Source organism: Corynebacterium sp. (assembly GCF_030538285.1).
Lineage (GTDB): Bacteria > Actinomycetota > Actinomycetes > Mycobacteriales > Mycobacteriaceae > Corynebacterium.
Genome location: NZ_JAUNUG010000022.1, coordinates 12,066 through 31,067, shown reverse-complemented (window position 1 = coordinate 31,067; position 19,002 = coordinate 12,066). Strand labels below are relative to the sequence as shown.

Annotated in this window: 16 protein-coding genes; 10 read left to right on the top strand and 6 right to left on the bottom strand. The window is 65.4% G+C overall.

Annotated features, from left to right (window positions below; genetic code table 11):
* The first annotated feature begins 60 nt into the window (after positions 1-60).
* On the top strand, positions 61-999 hold the full coding sequence (locus Q4G50_RS08720; RefSeq protein WP_303377269.1) for a hypothetical protein: 939 nt from the start codon (positions 61-63) through the stop codon (positions 997-999).
* A gap of 11 nt (positions 1,000-1,010) precedes the next feature.
* The gene (locus Q4G50_RS08715; RefSeq protein ID WP_303377268.1) at positions 1,011-1,589 is read left to right on the top strand and encodes a nucleosidase; all 579 of its coding nucleotides are present in this window, start codon (positions 1,011-1,013) and stop codon (positions 1,587-1,589) included.
* Here the strand turns inward: Q4G50_RS08715 and Q4G50_RS08710 are convergent.
* Genes Q4G50_RS08710 through Q4G50_RS08700 form a run of 3 tightly spaced genes read right to left on the bottom strand, consistent with a single transcriptional unit; the run spans position 1,546 to position 6,959 of the window.
* Entirely contained in the window at positions 1,546-2,241 is a 696-nt protein-coding gene (locus Q4G50_RS08710; protein ID WP_303377267.1) for an NAD(P)/FAD-dependent oxidoreductase, read from the bottom strand. The genes Q4G50_RS08715 and Q4G50_RS08710 overlap by 44 nt on opposite strands.
* 1 nt (position 2,242) lies before the next feature.
* Positions 2,243-3,658, bottom strand: coding sequence for an AI-2E family transporter (locus Q4G50_RS08705; protein ID WP_303377266.1), 1,416 nt, complete (start codon positions 3,656-3,658; stop codon positions 2,243-2,245).
* Between the two features lie 34 nt (positions 3,659-3,692).
* Positions 3,693-6,959 (bottom strand): bifunctional proline dehydrogenase/L-glutamate gamma-semialdehyde dehydrogenase, encoded by a 3,267-nt coding sequence (locus Q4G50_RS08700; RefSeq protein ID WP_303377265.1) that lies wholly within the window; start codon positions 6,957-6,959, stop codon positions 3,693-3,695.
* A 365-nt stretch (positions 6,960-7,324) separates the two neighbouring features.
* Between Q4G50_RS08700 and Q4G50_RS08695 the strand changes: the two genes are divergently transcribed.
* The 7 genes from Q4G50_RS08695 (at position 7,325) to Q4G50_RS08665 (ending at position 15,531) form a co-directional block, all read left to right on the top strand.
* Positions 7,325-8,311 (top strand): hypothetical protein, encoded by a 987-nt coding sequence (locus tag Q4G50_RS08695; RefSeq protein WP_303377264.1) that lies wholly within the window; start codon positions 7,325-7,327, stop codon positions 8,309-8,311.
* Between the two features lie 37 nt (positions 8,312-8,348).
* The gene (locus Q4G50_RS08690; protein ID WP_303377263.1) at positions 8,349-9,395 is read left to right on the top strand and encodes a DUF4272 domain-containing protein; all 1,047 of its coding nucleotides are present in this window, start codon (positions 8,349-8,351) and stop codon (positions 9,393-9,395) included.
* Positions 9,396-9,570: 175 nt separating this feature from the next.
* On the top strand, positions 9,571-11,427 hold the full coding sequence (dnaK, locus tag Q4G50_RS08685; RefSeq protein ID WP_303377262.1) for a molecular chaperone DnaK: 1,857 nt from the start codon (positions 9,571-9,573) through the stop codon (positions 11,425-11,427).
* Positions 11,427-12,113, top strand: a complete 687-nt coding sequence (gene grpE, locus Q4G50_RS08680; protein WP_303377261.1) for a nucleotide exchange factor GrpE — start codon at positions 11,427-11,429, stop codon at positions 12,111-12,113. Before dnaK ends, grpE begins: the two co-directional genes overlap by 1 nt.
* A gap of 139 nt (positions 12,114-12,252) precedes the next feature.
* Positions 12,253-13,446, top strand: a complete 1,194-nt coding sequence (gene dnaJ, locus Q4G50_RS08675) for a molecular chaperone DnaJ (protein WP_303377260.1) — start codon at positions 12,253-12,255, stop codon at positions 13,444-13,446.
* A gap of 31 nt (positions 13,447-13,477) precedes the next feature.
* The gene (locus Q4G50_RS08670) at positions 13,478-13,876 is read left to right on the top strand and encodes a heat shock protein transcriptional repressor HspR (RefSeq protein WP_303377284.1); all 399 of its coding nucleotides are present in this window, start codon (positions 13,478-13,480) and stop codon (positions 13,874-13,876) included.
* Between the two features lie 134 nt (positions 13,877-14,010).
* Positions 14,011-15,531 carry an aldehyde dehydrogenase family protein gene (locus Q4G50_RS08665; RefSeq protein WP_303377259.1) on the top strand — a complete coding sequence of 507 codons (1,521 nt, stop codon included), beginning with the start codon at positions 14,011-14,013 and terminating at the stop codon, positions 15,529-15,531.
* On the opposite strand, the gene Q4G50_RS08660 is transcribed toward Q4G50_RS08665, so the two are convergent.
* The gene (locus tag Q4G50_RS08660; protein ID WP_303377258.1) at positions 15,501-16,661 is read right to left on the bottom strand and encodes an alpha/beta hydrolase; all 1,161 of its coding nucleotides are present in this window, start codon (positions 16,659-16,661) and stop codon (positions 15,501-15,503) included. The two genes, Q4G50_RS08665 and Q4G50_RS08660, sit on opposite strands and share 31 nt — an antisense overlap.
* Positions 16,661-16,900 carry a hypothetical protein gene (locus Q4G50_RS08655; RefSeq protein WP_303377257.1) on the bottom strand — a complete coding sequence of 80 codons (240 nt, stop codon included), beginning with the start codon at positions 16,898-16,900 and terminating at the stop codon, positions 16,661-16,663. The genes Q4G50_RS08660 and Q4G50_RS08655 overlap by 1 nt, the downstream gene beginning before the upstream one ends.
* A gap of 91 nt (positions 16,901-16,991) precedes the next feature.
* On the opposite strand from Q4G50_RS08655, the gene Q4G50_RS08650 reads away from it, so the two are divergent.
* Complete coding sequence (locus Q4G50_RS08650; protein WP_303377256.1) at positions 16,992-17,795, top strand: carbon-nitrogen hydrolase family protein; 804 nt, start codon at positions 16,992-16,994, stop codon at positions 17,793-17,795.
* Here Q4G50_RS08650 and Q4G50_RS08645 read toward each other — a convergent pair.
* Positions 17,778-18,947: an FAD-binding oxidoreductase gene (locus Q4G50_RS08645; protein WP_303377255.1), complete on the bottom strand. Its 1,170-nt coding sequence runs from the start codon at positions 18,945-18,947 to the stop codon at positions 17,778-17,780. The genes Q4G50_RS08650 and Q4G50_RS08645 overlap by 18 nt on opposite strands.
* Positions 18,948-19,002 lie beyond the last annotated feature (55 nt).

Below are 19,002 nucleotides of genomic sequence, written 5' to 3'. Positions count from 1 at the left end.
ACCTTTGATGCCTTGAGGCAGTCCAATAACTGTGGAACAACGGCACAGGAGGGCAGGGACATGGGGGACATCGGGGCGGGGTTGGCGCGCTGCACCAGACGAAGCGACGGGCTGCTGTTGCGCAACGAGCAGAAACACCTGCCAGACGCGTCAGCGGTACTGCGCGCGCTGGAGAGACAGAAGGTCATCGTGCGACTCGAGCGGGGTGTATACGTCGAGGCGGCGACATATGAGGAATTAAAGCCATGGGAGCGCTTTGACCTGCAGGCGAAGGCGCTGGGGATGGCATCGGGGCGCGTGTTGGCCGGGTACTCTGCCGCTGCGGCCTGGGGGTTGTGGCGGTACAGCGTGGTACCCCGCCAGCAGATGCTGTACCGGCGCAACGGCGGGCGCCCCCGGCGGGGGATCAAAGAGATACACCACAACCTTTCCGACGCGGAGGTTACCGGCACCCACTTCAATGCCACCACGATTGAGCGCACCATCGCTGACCTCACCCGGATCCACGGCTTCGGGGCCGGGTTTGTGGCTGCTTGTAGTGCGCTTAGGCAGAAACTGGTCACCCGTGAGGAGCTGGCGGCCTACGACACCACCGGCAAAGAGGGCCTGGCGCATTGGGCGCTCATCGTGGAGACAGCGACGGATGCGGTGGAGTCGGCGCTGGAGGCGGCGTTCCTGGCGCAGACGGTGCTCTTCGGGGACTTCACGCTCATCCCACAGGTGAGTGTGCGGGGCAAGAACGGGAAGGTCTACGTGGTGGACTTCCAGGTCGAGGGGACGGACAAGCTCATGGAGCTGGACGGGCGAGGGAAGTACGGGGACTCCGCGCAGGAGCAGGAGTTCAACCTGCAGAAGGAGAAGGAAAGATCCGACAACTTACCCACCCAGCCCGACCGTTTCGGGTGGAAGGAGGTAATCAGCCTGCAGGCGTACCGGACGATGCTGCACCGGCTGGGATTGTGGCACCGCTGGGATCTGCCGCAGATCCACCGTGAGTAGGATCGGGGCCCATGAGTGTTCTCTTTGTCGCCGCCGTGTCCGAGGAAGCCGCCCACCTGCCGGAGGGGGCGGATCTGCTGGTGACCGGCATCGGCACCCTGCCCGCCGCAATCACGCTCACCGAGGAACTGTGCGCGCGCCGGGCCGCGGGACAGCTGCCGGAGCGCATCATCAACGTGGGCACCTGTGGCGCGCTGCGGGATGAGATCCCCAACGGCGTCTACGAGATCGACCGCGTGCACAAGCACGACTTCAACGTGGAGTTCACCTCGGACATCGCCTTCGATGCTTTCCCGCGCGTGATCACCCCCCAGGTCACGGGCCTGTTCCCGACCGGGCAGCTGGCCACCGGTGACACCTTCGTCGAGGACTCCGCCACCCGCGAGCGCATCGCACAGGTCGCCGGCCTGGTGGACATGGAGGGTTACGCCCTGGCCGCCGTCGCCCACCGTTTCGACGTGCCCATCACCCTGCTCAAGCAGATCAGCGACCGCGCAGATGAGGACACCGCCCCCGAGTGGGCCGAGGCCGTGGAGGGTAGTGCGGTCAAGCTAGCAGATGCCGTCGAGCGGCTGCTTGCTGCTCTGTGACCCACGGGCGTAACTGCGCCTCGACCTCGTCCAGGGTTAATCCCTCCGTCAGGCCGCGTGCCACCTCGAACCCCATGACCAGCGCCACCGTCGTGCCGTAGCCGGTGGTGGCTCCGCAGGCGGCGGCCGCATCGCCGATGAGCATGACATTGCCGTGCGACCAGCGGGGGAGCACGATCTGGCAGATCTCGTCGACGCGCCAGGGATCCCCACCCGGGGACCCACCGGTGGGGAAGATGACCGGCCCGGTGAGAGGATCACCGCGGTAGAGGGCCAAGGAGCGGCCGGTGGGCACACGCCCGTCCAGGCCGAGACGCCCGCGGGTGGGGGAATCGATGCCGTCGGCGCCGAGCACCACATCCCAGCCCTCGTGGGGCACCGTTTCGGCACACACCCCGAAGTCGATCTCCCCAACATCCCGGGCCAGCAGGCGCACGAGGTCGCCGCGCCAGATCTCGACCGGACCGTCCGCTGTGGGGACGTCGATAAGCGATGCCAGCACCTGCTGCCCGCGCACCCCCACCCGCACCGAAAAGCCGGAGGTCCGCAGGCGCGGCGCTTCTTCGACTAGCCGGACATGCCAACCAAAACGGCGCAGGACCAGCGCGGCGGTGAGGCCGGCGGGTCCTGCGCCGATGATGAGCGCTCGCACGCTAAGAGGGGTCCGAGTTATTGACCATCCGCCAACGGGGCTTCTCGTTGTGCTCGGCGTTGCTCTCGACATCCTCATCCACGGTGCCGGCGTTCTTGCGGCGCCCCAGCGTCGGGGTCATGGTGACCAGGCGCTCGCGCACCGCGGTGAACGCCTCCCAGGAAGTGAGGTTGGAGCCCTTGGCGGTGGCGATCTCGATGTCATCGATGGTGATCTCGCCGGCGCGCAGGGCCACCAGCTCGGAGTGGTAGCGGAACCACACGGCGGCGACCGCGGCGATCGGCACGGCGAGGAACGCGCCGACGATGCCGAAGAGCGTTGAACCCAGGGTCACGGACAGCAGCACCACCGCGGCGTGCAGGTTCATCGCCTTGGACTGCAGCACCGGCTGGAGGATGTTGCCCTCGATCTGCTGCACCGCGATGATGAGCAGCAACACCAGCAGCGCGTTAGTCACACCGTTACTCACCAGCGCGATGATCACCGCCAGCGCACCCGCGGTGAACGCACCGACGATCGGGATGAAGCCGGCGAAGAACGTGATCACGGCCAGCACGAACGCCAGGGGCACGCCGAGGAGGACGAGGCCGATGCCGATGAAGACGGCGTCGACAAGCGAGACAATCGCCTGGGTACGGATGAAACCGGCCAGCGTATTCCACGAACGGGTCATCACCTCAGTGAGGTGCCAGCCGGCGTTCGAGCCGGTGAAACCGCGCATCCACGGCAGGAAACGGTCGCCGTCCTTGAGGAAGAAGAAGGTGAGCACGAGCATGACCACCATCGTCACCACAACCGACGTCGCCGCCCCCAGGCCCGTGAACACGCCCGAGGCGATCTGCGAGGAACGTTCCTGCAGGAAGCCGGTGATGTCGTTGAGCACCTGGTCGAACTGCGAGGTATCGACGTTGAGCGGCGGGCCCTGCACCCAGTCCGACAACTGGTTCATCCCGTCCTGCGCCTGCTTCACCAGCGCCGCACCCTGATCGCGCACGATGGGCGCCATCGCCGCGAAGATGCCGCCAATGAGCGCGAAGAAACCGACGAGCGTGACCACCGTGGCCAATGCCGCCGGGAACTTCAGCTTGTCGCGCAGGAACTTCACCGGCGGCCACAGCACGGTACACACCAGCAGCGCCAGCAGAATCGGCAGCAGTCCGGCCCACACGTAGCCGAGGATCCTGCCCAGGATGAACGCCGCCACCACAAAGATGATGAAGCGCAGCGCCCACCCGGCGGCCCACCGACCGTCACGGCCGATGAAGACCGCCCGGTCGGTGACTTCCGGGGCGTCGTTGGGTGAGTTGGCGTCGCGGGGTTCGTCGGACAGCTCGGCGTAGTCCGAGACCATCTCGGTCAGGTCGCGGGGGTCGGTGCCCTCGGGGCCCGGTTTCTGGGGATCAATAGGTGTGCTCATCAGAACTTCATTGTGCCCCAAAAACCTTCATTTATCACTGCCGGATGCTGCCCACTTTCCGCAGGACGCCGAAACGGTGCAGCGTCACCGATAGTGCCTGCTCGCGGAGGAAGGGCAGGAGTTCGCGGCGGCCGTCGGCCAGCACGGGGGCATCGAGGATGACGGCGCCGACTTCTGCGGCCTTCTCGTAGAGGTCCTCCGGCACCTCGCCGAGCGCCCGGATGCGGCCGCCGGGAACGAATGTCACATCCTCGCTTATCGACGTCCCCGCCCGCTCCGCCGCCAGCTTCAAACGCCAGATATCGCGCTCGTTTGCGCCCTTACCGATGTACACCGGCAGCGGCTCCGGCAACGGCCGGTAGCGCAGAATATTCGCCTCCGCGGCCAGCCCGGTGAGATCGTGCTCGCGGCTGAACTCCTCGCGCCACGCCGACTCATCGAGCTCCGCGGCGGCGCGCAGCCAAGGGTCGGCGGGGGCCTGCGCCAGCAGCTTCTCGACGCCCGCGCTCAACTGCACCTGCCCGTGGTCAAGATCACCGTCTACCCACGTGCCGAACTGCGCGACGTAGTTCGGGCCACCCGCCTTCGCGCCTGATCCGATGACCGAATCCTTCCAGCCGCCGAAGGGCTGGCGCTGGACGATCGCGCCGGTGATGCCGCGGTTGACATAAGCGTTGCCGACCTCGACGTGCTCGACCCAGTAGTCGACCTCGTCGTCGTCAAGCGAGTGGATACCGCCGGTCAGGCCGAAGCCCGTATCGTTTTGCCACTCCACCGCCTCCTCCAGGCTGGAGGCGTACATGATGCCCATCACCGGACCGAAGCACTCCGTGCGGTGGAACCACGAACCGGGGCGGACATTATCGCGGATGCCCGGGCTCCAGAACTTCCCCTCCTCATCGAGCATCTCAGGCTTGAGCAGCCAGGACTCGCCGTTATCCAGGGTGCTCAGGCCCCGCTCCAGCTTCTCGCCGGGCGCTTCGATCAACCCGTTCATCGTCGTGGAGATGTCGGTGCCGGGGCCGACGCGGAGGGTGGAGACGGCGTCGACAAGCTGTTCACGGATCCGCCGCGACTCGCCCGCCTGTCCGACGAGAATGAGCAGCGAACTGGCCGAACACTTCTGGCCCGAGTGCCCGAACGCCGAGTGGTAGATATCCGCCACCGCCAGATCCGGATCGGCGGACGGGGTGACGATGATAGCGTTCTTGCCTGAGGTCTCCGCACTGATATTCATCCGCGGATTCCAGGAGCGGAACAACTTCGCCGTCTCCGAGGCGCCCGTGAGAATGACGTGATCAACACCCTCATGCGAGATGAGGCGCTGACCAGCATCACCCTCATCTGCACGGAGGAACTGCACCAGATCGGTGTCGATGCCGTGGCGCACCAGGCCCCGGTGCACCGCCTGCACCATCACCTCCGCACACGCCACCGTCTGCGGCGCCGGCTTGATGATCACCGCCGAACCCGCCGCCAACGCCGCCGTCACACCACCCGTCGGGATCGCGACGGGGAAGTTCCACGGCGGCACCACCACCGTCAGGGCGTGCGGGGTGAAGGCGCTGCGGGCTCGGTCGAGATTGCGGGCCTGCTCGCCGTAGTAGGCGGCGAAATCGATGGCCTCCGAGATCTCGGGATCCGACTGATCCACCGTCTTGCCAGCCTCATGCGCCATGATGGTGATCAGCTCACCGCGTGCCTTCGCCAACTCATCCGCGATCGACTCCAGCACCTCCGCGCGCTCATGACCTGTGCGCCCCGCCCACTCGGGGGCCAGCTCGCGGGCGCGGGCCACAGCTGCGTCGATGGCCGTCGGGTCGCTGACCTCCTCAGCCTCCACGGAGTGGGGCTCCGCGGCCAAACGCTCCAACGCCCACTCCCGGTTGGCGCGCAGCGCCGGGTCCGTGTCCGGCTCGTTCTCAAAACGGCCCTGCACCGTGCGACCGGTCTCCGTCAGGCGATTCTGTGTGCGGCGCGGGGTGGTGGAAACGGGGTTGCGGACGGCGTCGATAAGCCACTGCTCCTGCGTTGACATCCCCTCGCCCGGGGCGAACAACGCGTGGAGGAAATTCTCCTCCGCCGCATTCTCCTCCAGGCGGCGGACCAGGTAGGACACCGCCACATCGAAATCCTCCCGGTGCACCACCGGGGTGTACAAAATCATCCGGCCGACGACCTCACGCACCGCCTTCTGCTGGGCAGGCGCCATACCCTGCAACATCTCCGCGTCAATCTGCTCGGTTACCCCGCGGGCCTGCGCCAACTCCCACGCCAGCGCCACCGTGTACAGGTTGTGGCTAGCCACGCCGATCCGCACATGCGGCGCGTGCTCCGGGGTGAGGATGTAATCCAGTAAGTGCACATAATTCGCGTCCACCTCCGGCTTCGACAAATACGGGGCCTGCTCCCAGCCGTGCAGCTCCGCCTCCACCTTCTCCATCGAGAGGTTCGCACCCTTGACCAGGCGGATCTTGATCGGCGTGGAACGGGTGGCGGCGAACTCCGCGAGCTCGACCAGAGCGTCATAACTATCCGGGAGGTAGGCCTGCAGGACGATGCCGGCCTCCAGGTCTGCGAACTCCTCCTCGCTGAGCAGTTCCGTGAACAGACGGATGGTCAGACGGAGATCCTGGTACTCCTCCATGTCCAGGTTGATGAAGGTCCCCTCCGCGGCGGCCGCCCGATACATCGGACGCAACTGCTCCTTGAGCCGCACGAGGTTGCCCTCCAGGTCCCACGGATTCAGTTGCGCGACCAGGCTCGAAGCCTTCACAGAGACATAGGTGACCTTCGGGTTGTTGATCAGCGCGAGGGTGCGCTCCGCGCGGCGGGCGGCTTCCTCATCACCCAGCACCGCCTCACCGAGCAAGTTGAGATTGAGCTGAACACCGTCTTCAGCGGCCTGATCGAGGAGTTTGTCCAGGGCTTTGCCGTCGGCGTCGAGCACCAGGTGGCCGACCATCTGACGCATCCGAGCCCGCGCCACCGGCATGACGATGCCGGGCAACTTCGGGCCGACAATCCCACCGAGCTGCAGAGCGGTCTGGTTGAAACGCCCCAGGAAATCCGGGGGCGTATCGAGCTTGCGCAGGGCGTTCGCCGCAGTGGCGTTATCCTCCGGGCGGGCCACCCGGTCGACGAAATCCATGGTGAAGGTGACACCGGCCGGGTCGCGGACCAGATCAGCGAGGCGTTCGGTGGCGGAGGTGCCGTCGGAATCGGAGGTGGCGGCGAGCCACTCCTGGGCGCGGGCGATGGCGGGATCGAGTACCTGCTCGACCGGGACATGCTGGGGCATCAGTGTTTCCTTTGCGGGGTGGGGTGGGCTGGGTCGGGTGTGGACTCAGCCGACCACCGGCGGGCGGTCACTGATGTGCCGGGTCCGGGTGCGTTGCGGGTTCACGTCGCGGGCCCTTTCTTATTCGGCGGGGATCGTACCGCGGGGTGGTGCGGCGTACATTCCCGCGAGGAATGTGATGGTAATTACTCTCCCGGCCAGTATAGGGATGGTTGGGGTGGAGGGGGTTGTCACAACGGTTCTTAAAGATCTTCAGGGCCCGAATCCGACCTGGGCTTTTAGAGGAGCCGGAAAATCTTCAAGAACCGTTATGACAGCCCCGCTCTTGCCCGGCGGGTCAGACCGATCCGTGGGAGACTGCCCTCATGAATCAGGTCGGGGGGCCGGTCATCAGCGTCGAGGGCATGACAGCCGCACAACGACGCCGGTTGTACCGGGAGTGGAAACAAGGCATCTACGTACGGATCGAGCGGGGGTTGTTCATGCTGCGTGAGGAATACGAGGACCTGGAGCCAGACGAGGAGGTGGAACTCCGCATCGTCGCTGCCGCTCACGTGGCCGGAAAATCCGTGGTTGTGGGGCGTTCGGCAGCCCTACTATGGGGGTTTCCTATCGTGGATTCTCCCCTCGCAGTGACTAGGCGCCCGGTCGAAGTCGCCGCGGAGCGAGCACGCACTAGGAATACCGCCAAGGTGATCCACCGCCCGCTAGCCGGGCATCACGTCACCGCGATCGAGGAGAAGGCCACCGAGTTCGGCACCGTCCGCGTCACGGACGCCCTGACCACCGCGCTCGACCTGGCGCGGTGGGGGAATGTGCAGGAAGCGGTGCGGGCCTTGGATTACGGCCTGCAGGAGGAGTTGTTCACGCCGACGGATATCCGAACCCGTGTGGCGGAGATAACGGGGGTCCATGGGATTGCCAAGATCCGGCAGGCGGCGTTATTGGCGTCGTTGGGTTCGGAGAGCCCGCGGGAAACTGATCTCAAACTGCTTTTTCATGAGCTGGGCGTGGGGGTGCCGTGGCAGCAGGCTGATATTTCTTCACGGAGTGGTCTGTGGATTGGCCGGGTGGATTTCTTCTTCCCGGAGTTGTGTCTGGTCATCGAGTATGACGGCCGCGAGAAATATGTCCTCGACGCTGCGAATCCGGACGCGACGCGGGCAAAGGAGCACCGCCAGGGTGAGGAGTACCGCATCAACGGGCTCACGACGCTGTATATCTGTGATGAGACGTTGCGCAATGGCACGGCCGCTCGACTTATCAGTGAGCACATCGAGCAGCTGCGCGGAGTGGCTGTCCCTTATCCGGATCACCTGTGGACGGGGCTGTGTCTGGCCTGGGAGTGCTGAGCGTGCCGCGATCAGGAGGTTCTGGTTGCATGGGTGCATGGATGTCCTCGTGTTCTCCACCGTGCCGATGCCGGTCGCCGTGTCGGGTGAGGTGTTTACCTCCCCGCAGGATCTGGGGGTGTTCATTGAGGAGGCGCTGCGTGACCTGGCGGAGGCTGGGTTGACGGTGACAGGGCCTGACGTGGTGCGGGTACACCCGCTGGCGCGGCATATTTCTCGGTCGCAGGTGGTGTACCGCTTTTATCGTGATGAGGAATATTCGGCGCGGCAGTTGACGGAGTTTGCTGGGTGGGGGCAGTTTTGTGTGTTTCGGGTAGGAAATGGGCCGTTCCGCAACATAGATGGGGAGAATTTGGCGGCTCCGGGCAAGGGGGTGAAGGTGCCGGTGCATCCGGTGGCGTATCACCGGCGGCAGAAGAATCTGCGCACATTGCGGCAGTCGGGTCTGGTGCTGGATGAGGAGATCCCGGTGGTTCCGGCGGAGGAGGAGGTGCGGTTGCGGGAGCATGTGCAGGTGGTGCATCGGCTGGCGGCGTTGCGTGTGCTGGTGGGCGCCGCGCGGCAGGTGAGCGCTGGGGCTGTGCCGCAGGCGGATGATCTGGTGGCGGCCCGGGAGCTTATCGACGCCTCCCTCACCCCACGTGAGCGTGACTTCCTGGGGGATGTCGGGGTGGCGCGGGCGCAGGCTTTTGAGGCGGGTGGGCGGGTGGAGTTGGCGGATTCGCTGCGGGCGGAGGCGGAGCTGTTTGCTCGTTCGGCGTGGGCGGTGGAGGCGTTGGCGTGGGTGGTGGGGTTGGTGGATTTGCCGCCGCAGCGTACGAGGGCGTGGGATTTTGCCGAGCGGGTGTTCGTGGAGGCTGCGCCGACTGTCTTGGAGGGGGAGACTGCGGCGACGTTGTTGGTGCGCTCGCCGGGATTGCGGGGGCGTACGCAGGTGTTGGAGGCTTTCGACCTGGTGCACATCCTGCACCATGGGTGGGATGACGACGGTCAGGTGGCCGTCATTGCTGCCCAGTGGACGAAGGCGTTGGCGTGGGTCATTGCGCCGTGGAGTGCGTGGGGAGAGGCGGAAAGGCTGCTCTGAGCTGGGAAAAGAAAAATAGTTGAGCCGGGTGGGAACAACTCTAGAAGGTCGCCCGTTGTAAGGGATGTCAGGTTGAGTGCTCCAGGCTCAAGGCTTCTGGTACGTTGGTCTCCAGAAGTTGAGTTGATGGCAGTCAACTTAAAGAAATCCCGCATAACAGGAGGAAATGAACAATATGGGACGCGCAGTAGGAATTGACCTCGGCACCACCAACTCTGTGGTGTCGGTGCTGGAGGGTGGCGAGGCCACTGTTATCGCCAACTCGGAGGGTTCGCGGACGACCCCGTCCGTGGTTGCCTTCGCCAAGAACGGTGAGATTCTGGTTGGTCAGCCGGCCAAGAACCAGGCCGTGACCAACGTTGATCGCACCATCCGCTCCGTCAAGCGCCACATGGGCACTGACTGGTCGGTGGAGATCGACGATAAGAAGTACACCGCGCAGGAGATCTCCGCTCGTACCCTGATGAAGCTGAAGCGTGACGCTGAGGCCTACCTGGGTGAGGACATCACTGACGCCGTCATTACCGTCCCCGCCTACTTTGAGGACGCTCAGCGTCAGGCCACCAAGGAGGCCGGCCAGATTGCAGGTCTCAACGTCCTGCGTATCGTCAACGAGCCGACCGCCGCTGCTCTGGCCTACGGCCTTGAGAAGGGCGACAAGGAGCAGACCATTCTGGTCTTTGACCTGGGTGGCGGTACCTTCGACGTCTCTCTGCTGGAGATCGGCGACGGTGTCGTCGAGGTCCGCGCGACCGCCGGTGACAACCAGCTGGGTGGCGATGACTGGGATCAGCGTGTCGTCGACTGGCTGGTGGAGAAGTTCCAGGCCTCCAACGGCATTGACCTGACCAAGGACAAGATGGCCCTGCAGCGTCTGCGCGAGGCCGCTGAGAAGGCCAAGATCGAGCTGTCCTCCTCCCAGCAGGCCAACATCAACCTGCCGTACATCACCGTTGACTCGGACAAGAACCCGCTATTCCTCGATGAGACCCTGTCCCGCACCGAGTTCCAGCGCATCACCCAGGATCTGCTGGACCGTACCAAGGAGCCGTTCAACCAGGTCGTCAAGGACTCCGGTATGTCCATCTCCGAGGTTGACCACGTCGTTCTCGTCGGTGGTTCCACCCGTATGCCGGCCGTGACCGAGCTGGTCAAGGAGCTCACCGGAGGCCGCGAGCCGAACAAGGGCGTCAACCCGGATGAGGTCGTCGCCGTCGGTGCTGCCCTGCAGGCCGGTGTCCTGCGCGGTGAGGTCAAGGACGTGCTGCTCCTCGACGTCACCCCGCTGTCCCTGGGCATTGAGACCAAGGGTGGCGTGATGACCAAGCTCATCGAGCGCAACACCACCATCCCGACCAAGCGCTCCGAGACCTTCACCACCGCCGAGGACAACCAGCCCTCCGTGCAGATCCAGGTCTTCCAGGGTGAGCGTGAGATGGCGTCCGCCAACAAGCTGCTCGGCTCCTTCGAGCTGGGTGGCATCGCCCCGGCCCCGCGTGGCGTGCCGCAGATCGAGGTCACCTTCGACATCGACGCCAACGGCATCGTCCACGTCACCGCCAAGGACAAGGGCACCGGCAAGGAGAACACGATCAAGATCCAGGACGGCTCCGGCCTGTCCCAGGAGGAGATCGACCGCATGATCAAGGATGCGGAGGTCCACGCCGAGGAGGACAAGAAGCGCCGCGAGGAGCAGGAGACCCGCAACAACGCGGAGTCCATGGTCTACCAGACCCGCAAGTTCCTGGAGGAGAACTCCGACAAGGTCTCCGAGGACATCAAGACCAAGGTCGAGGATGCTGCCAAGGAGGTCGAGGAGGCTCTCAAGGGCGAGGACCTGGAGGCGATCAAGTCGGCCGTCGAGAAGCTGTCGACCGAGTCCCAGGAGATGGGTAAGGCCATCTACGAGGCCGAGGCCAACGCCGGTGCCACCCAGGCACAGGCTGGCGAGGAGGCTGCTGACGACAACGTCGTCGACGCCGAGGTCGTCGAGGACGAGGCTCCGGACACTGACGGTGAGGAGAAGAAGTAATGACCCATCCCAACCAGATGCCTGACAACCCGGGCGATCCGGAGCACACCGACCCGGAGGCCACCTCGGCCGACCGCGCGGAAGCCGCCGCCGAGGAGGCCGCCCGTACCCAGGACGAGGATCCTGAAGCCACCGTCGAGGAGGAGCCTGTCCCAGCGGAGGCCATCGACCCGGAACTGGAGGCAGAGATCGAGGAGGCATTGGCCGACATCGATCCGGATGCCGACGGTGACGGGGAGGTCTCCGACGTGGAGGCGCAGCTGGCTGAGCGCACCGAAGATCTGCAGCGCGTGAGCGCGGAGTACGCCAACTACCGGCGGCGTACTGAGCGTGACCGCCAGGGCATCATCGACACCGCCAAGGCGTCGGTGCTGGCCAAGCTGCTGCCAATCCTCGATGACCTCGATCTGGCCCGTCAGCACGGTGATCTGCAGGAGGGCCCGCTCAAGGCCTTCGCCGACAAGTTCACTGACACGGTCACCGGCCTGAAGCTCATCCCCTTCGGCGAAGAAGGTGAAGCTTTCGACCCGGAGATCCACGAGGCTGTCCAGGATCTGTCCTCCGGCGAGGACAAGGCGCTGGGTACCGTCCTGCGCCGCGGTTACCGCGTGGGCGACAAGGTCGTCCGCAACGCGATGGTCATCATCGCTGATCCGGCCACCGGGGCAGCTGAGGCCACCGAGTAGCGGGGAGCTTCCCCGCCCACCTGCACCGCCGTCCGAGACGCATCTTCAGTCGCCCTCGGGCGGCGGTGCTCCCTTTTAGTTAGCGATAAAACATAATTAGAAACAACAACTTTCTCATCCTGAAAGGAGGAGATGCCCAGTGAGCGTGCAACGAGAATGGGCAGACAAGAATTACTACGCGGATCTGGGGGTCTCCTCGTCCGCCACTGCCGACGACATCAAGAAGGCCTACCGAAAGCTGGCGCGCGAGAATCACCCCGATAAGAACCCGGGTGACAAGGCTGCCGAGGACCGTTTCAAGAAGGCCGCTGAGGCCTATGACGTGCTCGGTGACGAGGATAAGCGCAAGGAATACGACCAGCTGAAGGCGATGCTCCGCTCCGGCGGCGGCTTCGGAGGCTTCGGCGGAGGCGGAGGTGCCGGGTTCCCCGGCGGGTTTCGCCAGGCGCAGGAAGGATTCGACGCCTCGGACATCTTCGGACGAGGATCCGGTGGAGGATTTTCTGCGGACGGCGGTCTGGGCGATATCTTCGGTGGCATTTTCAACCGCGGCGGCGCTCCTCGCCACGCAGCTCGGCCGACGCGGGGAGCGGATGTCGAGACCGAAATCACCCTTGACTTCCGTGAAGCGGCCAAGGGCACGACGATCCCGCTCCAGCTGACCGGCGACGCACCATGTAACACCTGCCACGGTTCCGGCTCGAAGTCCGGTAACCCCGAGACCTGTGCACAGTGCCAGGGTTCCGGTTTCACCTCGGAGAACCGCGGTGCTTTCGGGTTCAGCGCGCCGTGCACCGGATGCGGTGGCACGGGCCAGGTGATCACCGACCCGTGTGGCACTTGCCATGGTTCCGGCACGGTCAGGCGCACCCGCTCCCTGACGGTGCGCATCCCGGCCGGTGTCATCGACGGCCAGAAGGTGCGCCTCGCCGGGCAGGGTGAGGCGGGCCCGCAGGGCAAGCCGGCGGGAGACCTGTTCGTCACCGTCCACGTGCGTGACGACGCGGTGTTCACCCGTTCCGGTGATGATCTCGAGGTCACCGTTCCCGTCTCCTTTGCCGAGCTGGCGCTCGGTGACACCATCACAGTGCCCACCCTCGATGCGCCGGTGCGCGTCAAGGTACCCGCAGGCACCCCTAATGGCCGGACCCTCCGGATCCGGGGCCGTGGCGTGCCCAAGACCGGCAGCAATGCCGGTGACCTGATGGTGACGGTGGAGGTGGCCGTGCCGAAGGATCTCGACGCTGCCGCCACCAGCGCCCTGCGTGAATATGCGCAGGCCGAGAAGAACTCCGGTTTCAACCCGCGTGCCGGGTGGGCCGGCAACAAGTGACGCGTAACAAGGCGGTGCGCGAACCATGACCATGAGAAAGGACAAATCATCGACGGATGACCTGGGAGAGGTGTTCGTCATCTCGGTGGCCGCCGAACTCGCCGGGATGCATGCGCAGACCCTGCGTACCTACGATCGGATGGGGTTGGTGTCGCCGGAACGCACCCGCGGTGGCGGGCGCCGCTACTCCCGCAAGGACATCTCCCTGCTGCGGCGCATCCAGCAGCTCAGTCAAGAGGAGGGTGTCAACCTCGCCGGGATCAAGGCGATCATTGAACTGACCGAAGAGGTCGACCGCCTGCGCGCCGAGGTGGAACAGCTGCGTGAGCGCAGTGAACAGCAGCCCCGGCCGCGGGGTGAACTTGTCCATGTACCACGTTCGACAGCGTTGGTGATGTGGGAGCCGCGGCGGCGGACGCGACGTCGATAAGTAGGGCCGCCCGGTCCCCTGAACAGGGGGAACGGGCGGTTTTGTGATTGCACAGAAGAAAGTTCACAAAAGTGGCACGGGTCACTGTATGGTGTGGTGCAGACCACTTAAACCATCAGTGAAAGGGCATGACCATGACTGTGTATGCGAACCCGGGTACCGAAGGCTCGATCGTCAACTACCGCGAGCGCTACGACAACTTCATCGGCGGCGAATGGGTCGCCCCGGTCGACGGTGAGTACATGGACAACATCACCCCGGTGACCGGCGAGGTCTTCTGCCAGGTCGCGCGCGGTAAGGCCGCCGACATGGAGCTCGCCCTCGACGCCGCCCACAAGGCTGCCCCCGCCTGGGGCCGCACCTCCCCGGCGGAGCGCGCGCTCATTCTCCACCGCATCGCCGACCGGATGGAGGAGCACCTCGAGGAAATCGCCGTCGCCGAGACCTGGGACAACGGCAAGGCCGTCCGTGAGACCCTCGCCGCCGACATCCCGCTGGCCATCGACCACTTCCGCTACTTCGCCGGCGCCACCCGCGCCCAGGAGGGGCGTCTGTCCCAGATCGACCACGACACCGTGGCGTACCACTTCCACGAGCCGCTGGGTGTGGTCGGCCAGATTATCCCGTGGAACTTCCCCATCCTCATGGCCACCTGGAAGATTGCGCCGGCCCTGGCGGCTGGCAACGCGATCGTCCTCAAGCCGGCGGAGCAGACCCCAGCCTCCCTGCTCTACCTCGTGGAGATCATCCAGGATCTGCTGCCGGCGGGTGTGCTCAACATCGTCAACGGGCTCGGCGAGGAGGCGGGCGTCGCACTGTCGACCTCGGATCGCATCGCCAAGATCGCGTTCACCGGCTCCACCGCGGTGGGCAAGATCATCAACAAGGCCGCAGCCGAGAAGATCATCCCCGTCACCCTCGAGCTGGGCGGCAAGTCCCCGTCCATCTTCTTCGGCGACATCATGGATGAGGATGACGCTTTCCTGGACAAGTGCCTCGAGGGCTTCGCCATGTTCGCCCTCAACCAGGGTGAGATCTGCACCTGCCCCTCGCGTGCGCTGGTCCACGAGTCCATCGCCGATGAGTTCCTGGCCAAGGGCATCGAGCGCGTGAAGAAGATCAAGCAGGGCAATCCGCTGGACACCGACACCCAGATGGGCGCGCAGGCCTCGCAGGAGCAGATGGACAAGATCTCCGAGTACCTGGAGATCGGCCCGAAGGAGGGCGCGGAAACCCTCACCGGCGGCAACATCAACAAGATCGAGGGCCTGGACAACGGCTTCTACATCGAGCCGACGGTGTTCAAGGGCACCAACGACATGCGCATCTTCCAGGAGGAGATCTTCGGTCCCGTGCTCTCCGTGGTCACGTTCAAGGACTTCGATGAGGCCATCAAGATCGCCAACGACACCAACTACGGCCTCGGCGCCGGTGTGTGGTCGCGCCACGGGCGTACCGCCTACCGCGCCGGCCGCGAGATCCACGCCGGTCGTGTCTGGGTGAACCAGTACCATAACTACCCTGCTCACGCGGCTTTCGGCGGCTACAAGGAGTCCGGTATCGGCCGTGAGAACCACCTCATGATGCTCGCCCACTACCAGCAGACCAAGAACCTCCTGGTCTCCTACTCCGACAACGCGCTCGGCTTCTTCTGAGCCCAGCCCTGCAGGACACCCAGCAGTAGGGGATCCTCCCAGTAGCTGCTGTGGGTGCCCTCCGGGTCCCCGGACAGCACTCGCGCCCCGAACCCCGGGGCCGCGGGGTCCGGGCCATGCACCCCTCCGACCAGTTTCACCGGGTCGGAGGGGTTCGTCATGGCGTGGATCTGCGGATCATCGCCGAGCAAGGTCAGCTGCGCCGCCTTATCGACGCCCACCCCCGGGCTCCCCACGAACACCAGCCGATCCGCGTACATGCCCTCCCCCCGCGCCGCGGCCTGTGCGGCAACCATCCCACCGTAGGAGTAGCCGAGCACGATACGGCGCTGGCGGGGGAAACGGCGGGTGAGTTCTTTCTGGAAGGCCTGCAGCTCGCCGCCCGCCGCCCGGGCCGGTTCCTGGGCCAGCGCGTGGGCCACGCCGGGCGGGGCCGGATAACCCAACCACACCACTGCCGCCCCACCGGTGGCGGCCGAAATGGTGCGGGCGCGGTCCAAGTGCACGGGCAGGCGCTCGGCTGCGGAGGAACCGGTGCCCAGCACGAGGGTGGTCACCGATTCGGCGTGCTCGAGATCACCGACGGCGGCGACGAGGCGGTGCCCGTCAACCTCCAGCAGTTGCACGTCAGGGGGTAAATCTAAGCCGGATTCCAGGCGGTTGCGTTGGTCGAGAGCAGCTAGCCCTAGGTCCGGGTCGGCGGACCAGCGGCGGGGTGTGTCCACCGGGATCTCAGTGCACAACAAGTCAATGCTGCGAGCGCAGGTGGCATCCAGCACATCCCCCAAGCCCCTTAAGTCGCGCATGAGCAGGGCCAGCGCACCCGCCGCAGCCGGGTGTTGTCTGGCCAGCAGCGCAGCCCGGGAAGCCGCCGCGTCCAATTCCTCCTGCAGGGCGGCGGTCACCGACAGCACGTGCGCGACCCGCAGCATCTGCTCCGGGGGCCGGGAAAGGGGGGTCGCCAGCCGATGCAGTCGGCCCACGGCCGCGGTGGCTGCGGGCCCGGAAAACCCCGTCCCCTCCAGGGCGTCGAAGGAACGGGCCAGCCAGGAATGCTGCTCGCTGAGCCAGGCGGCATGGTTGGTGAGCTGGTGGGAGAGGCGGCGGAGGGAGGTGACGTCGAGAAGCATCAGAACAACCCCCGATCAACCTCGACGACGCGCTCGGCGAAGCGCCGCACGTCCCGGGCGTGATCAAGTAACGCGGACTCGGCGCGCTGATGCGCGTCGGACCAGCTCAGGCCGGCGCGTTCCAGCGCAGCGGCGGTGCGCGAACCGGGGGCCAGGGACGGGGTGGATGGGGAGGTGGTGCGGGCGAGGAGGGTTAGCAGGTGATCGGCGATGGAGGGGGACAGGTGCAGGTGGTCCATGGCGCCAGTGTCCGGCCAAGTGGCGGATTAGTCGAACGCGGGGTGCGCCAACCTGTGGATAACTACCAGTTATCCACATAGTGTGGGTGCCATGAAGATCGCAGCCGTGCAGATAACCAGCGGACCGGATATCCTGAACAATTTGGCACTTGCCAAGCAGAAGATGCGCGAGGCCGCCGAGCAAGGCGCGCGCCTGATCGTATTCCCCGAGGCCACGAGCCAGGCTTTCGAATCTGGGCGCCTCGATAAACACGCCCAGGAGCTCGACGGGGAGTTCGCCACCGGGCTTCGCGACGCCGCACGCGAGCTCGGCGTCACCGTCGTCGCCGGCATGTTCCGGCCCGCCGACACTGTCGAGCGCGAGGGCAAGAAGATCAACCGCGTGTACAACACTGCGCTGATCACCGGCCCGGAGCACCACGAGGGCTACGACAAGATCAACACCTTCGACGCCTACTCCTATCAGGAATCCGACACCGTCAAACCCGGTGAGGACCTGGTGACCTTTGACGTTGACGGCGTCACCGTCGGTGTGGCCACCTGCTACGACATCCGCTTCCCCGAGCAGTTCCGTGACCTGGCGCGCCAGGGCGCGCAGGTCATCGTCGTGCCCACCAGCTGGATGGACGGCCCCGGAAAACTCGAACAGTGGCGCATCCTCACCGCCGCACGCGCTCTGGACTCCACCGCGTGGATCGTCGCCGCCGGCCAGGCCCGCCCCGGCGGTGCCGAAGACGGCGGTGAACCCAGCGGACCGACCGGCATCGGGCATTCGTGCGTGGTGGGGCCGACGGGGCGTCGAGAAGCAGAAGCCGGCTACGAACCAGAAATCCTCACCTACGATCTCGACATGGAAGAAGTCGACAAAGCCCGGAAATCACTGCCCGTCCTGTGACGGCCACTGATCGGCGCGCGCCCACACCTCCGTCTGGATGAGCTCGGGCGGGGTCCCACCCGCCACCAGAGTGCGCACCGAATTCTCCACCTGCTGCGCATTACCCACCACCAGCACATCCCGGTCCGCCCACGCGCCATACGAAGACACCAACTGGCACACGGACGCCGTCTCCTGCTGGTGCAGACCGAAAGGCGCGCGGGAATGCTCCGTCGCGCCGACCCACCACGGGTCCTTCTCGTGCTGGACCACCGGCACCACGGACAGCCAGTGGCTAAAGATTGCCAGGTTCCACAGTCCCATGAGGTCATAGAGCTCACCCGGGTACTCCGCCGCGAAAAATAGGTGCACGCGGGGACGATGCTCCCACGTGAGCATGTCGTAGAGCATCGCCCGCAGCGGCGCCAACCCCGTGCCGTGGGCGATCATGAGGACATCCCGCTCACCCGTCAGCTGCAGCGTGCCGCGCGGCTGGCCGAACAACCAATAGTCCCCGGGCTTCGGGGTAGCCATGAGCTGAGAAATATCCGAACCCTCCAGCATGCGGATATGGAACTCCACCTGCCCGAACTCATTACTCGGCAGCGCGGGGGAGAACATCCGCCACACACCCGGCAGATAAGACGTGGTCACCGGCAGGTGCTGGCCGGCGCGGTAAGGGATAGGTACGCCAGCCTCCAGGCGGACGACGGAGAGGTGGCGGGTGCGGCGCTGCACCTCCAGGACCTCCGCCGAAAATGCCGGGGCCAGCCCCTGATGATCCGCATCCTGGGCGGCAGCCGCCATCACCGTGCACACTGTCTCGAGCACCTGGGCGGCAGCATCAGCCTGCGGGAAATCCAGGGAGTGCAGGCCATGAGAAAGCGCAACCGCGAAAGCAGGGTAAATCTCTGCCGGGAAACCGTGGCGACGATGATCCCGACCGAGGCCCTGCAACCGATCGAGAACTTCCTGGGGCACCTCACCCGTGGCGGGGGTACGCTCCAGAACCCAGGCACACGCAGCGGCGAGCTCCAGGTGCGTGTGGAGCAAAGAGATGGGAAAGACCTGCCGGGACTCAAGAACATCCTGGTAAAGACGCTGTTGGACGGCATCCCGGAACTCTGTGCTGCGTTCGCGGAGGGCGGTGCCAGTCTCGGTCAGGGTCTGCATGGACTCTATTGTGCCCGGCTGGGGATGGAGGTGGTCAAGGGGGAGGGGGCTGAAG

Coding starts and splice junctions, on each gene's coding strand:
- Q4G50_RS08715 (WP_303377268.1), top strand. CDS start 1,011: ATGAGTGTTCTCTTTGTCGCCGCCGTGTCCGAGGAAGCCGCCCACCTG.
- Q4G50_RS08650 (WP_303377256.1), top strand. CDS start 16,992: ATGAAGATCGCAGCCGTGCAGATAACCAGCGGACCGGATATCCTGAAC.
- dnaK (WP_303377262.1), top strand. CDS start 9,571: ATGGGACGCGCAGTAGGAATTGACCTCGGCACCACCAACTCTGTGGTG.
- Q4G50_RS08700 (WP_303377265.1), bottom strand. CDS start 6,959: ATGCCCCAGCATGTCCCGGTCGAGCAGGTACTCGATCCCGCCATCGCC.
- Q4G50_RS08655 (WP_303377257.1), bottom strand. CDS start 16,900: ATGGACCACCTGCACCTGTCCCCCTCCATCGCCGATCACCTGCTAACC.
- Q4G50_RS08695 (WP_303377264.1), top strand. CDS start 7,325: ATGAATCAGGTCGGGGGGCCGGTCATCAGCGTCGAGGGCATGACAGCC.
- Q4G50_RS08665 (WP_303377259.1), top strand. CDS start 14,011: ATGACTGTGTATGCGAACCCGGGTACCGAAGGCTCGATCGTCAACTAC.
- Q4G50_RS08690 (WP_303377263.1), top strand. CDS start 8,349: ATGGATGTCCTCGTGTTCTCCACCGTGCCGATGCCGGTCGCCGTGTCG.
- Q4G50_RS08705 (WP_303377266.1), bottom strand. CDS start 3,658: ATGAGCACACCTATTGATCCCCAGAAACCGGGCCCCGAGGGCACCGAC.
- Q4G50_RS08670 (WP_303377284.1), top strand. CDS start 13,478: ATGAGAAAGGACAAATCATCGACGGATGACCTGGGAGAGGTGTTCGTC.
- grpE (WP_303377261.1), top strand. CDS start 11,427: ATGACCCATCCCAACCAGATGCCTGACAACCCGGGCGATCCGGAGCAC.
- Q4G50_RS08720 (WP_303377269.1), top strand. CDS start 61: ATGGGGGACATCGGGGCGGGGTTGGCGCGCTGCACCAGACGAAGCGAC.
- Q4G50_RS08645 (WP_303377255.1), bottom strand. CDS start 18,947: ATGCAGACCCTGACCGAGACTGGCACCGCCCTCCGCGAACGCAGCACA.
- Q4G50_RS08660 (WP_303377258.1), bottom strand. CDS start 16,661: ATGCTTCTCGACGTCACCTCCCTCCGCCGCCTCTCCCACCAGCTCACC.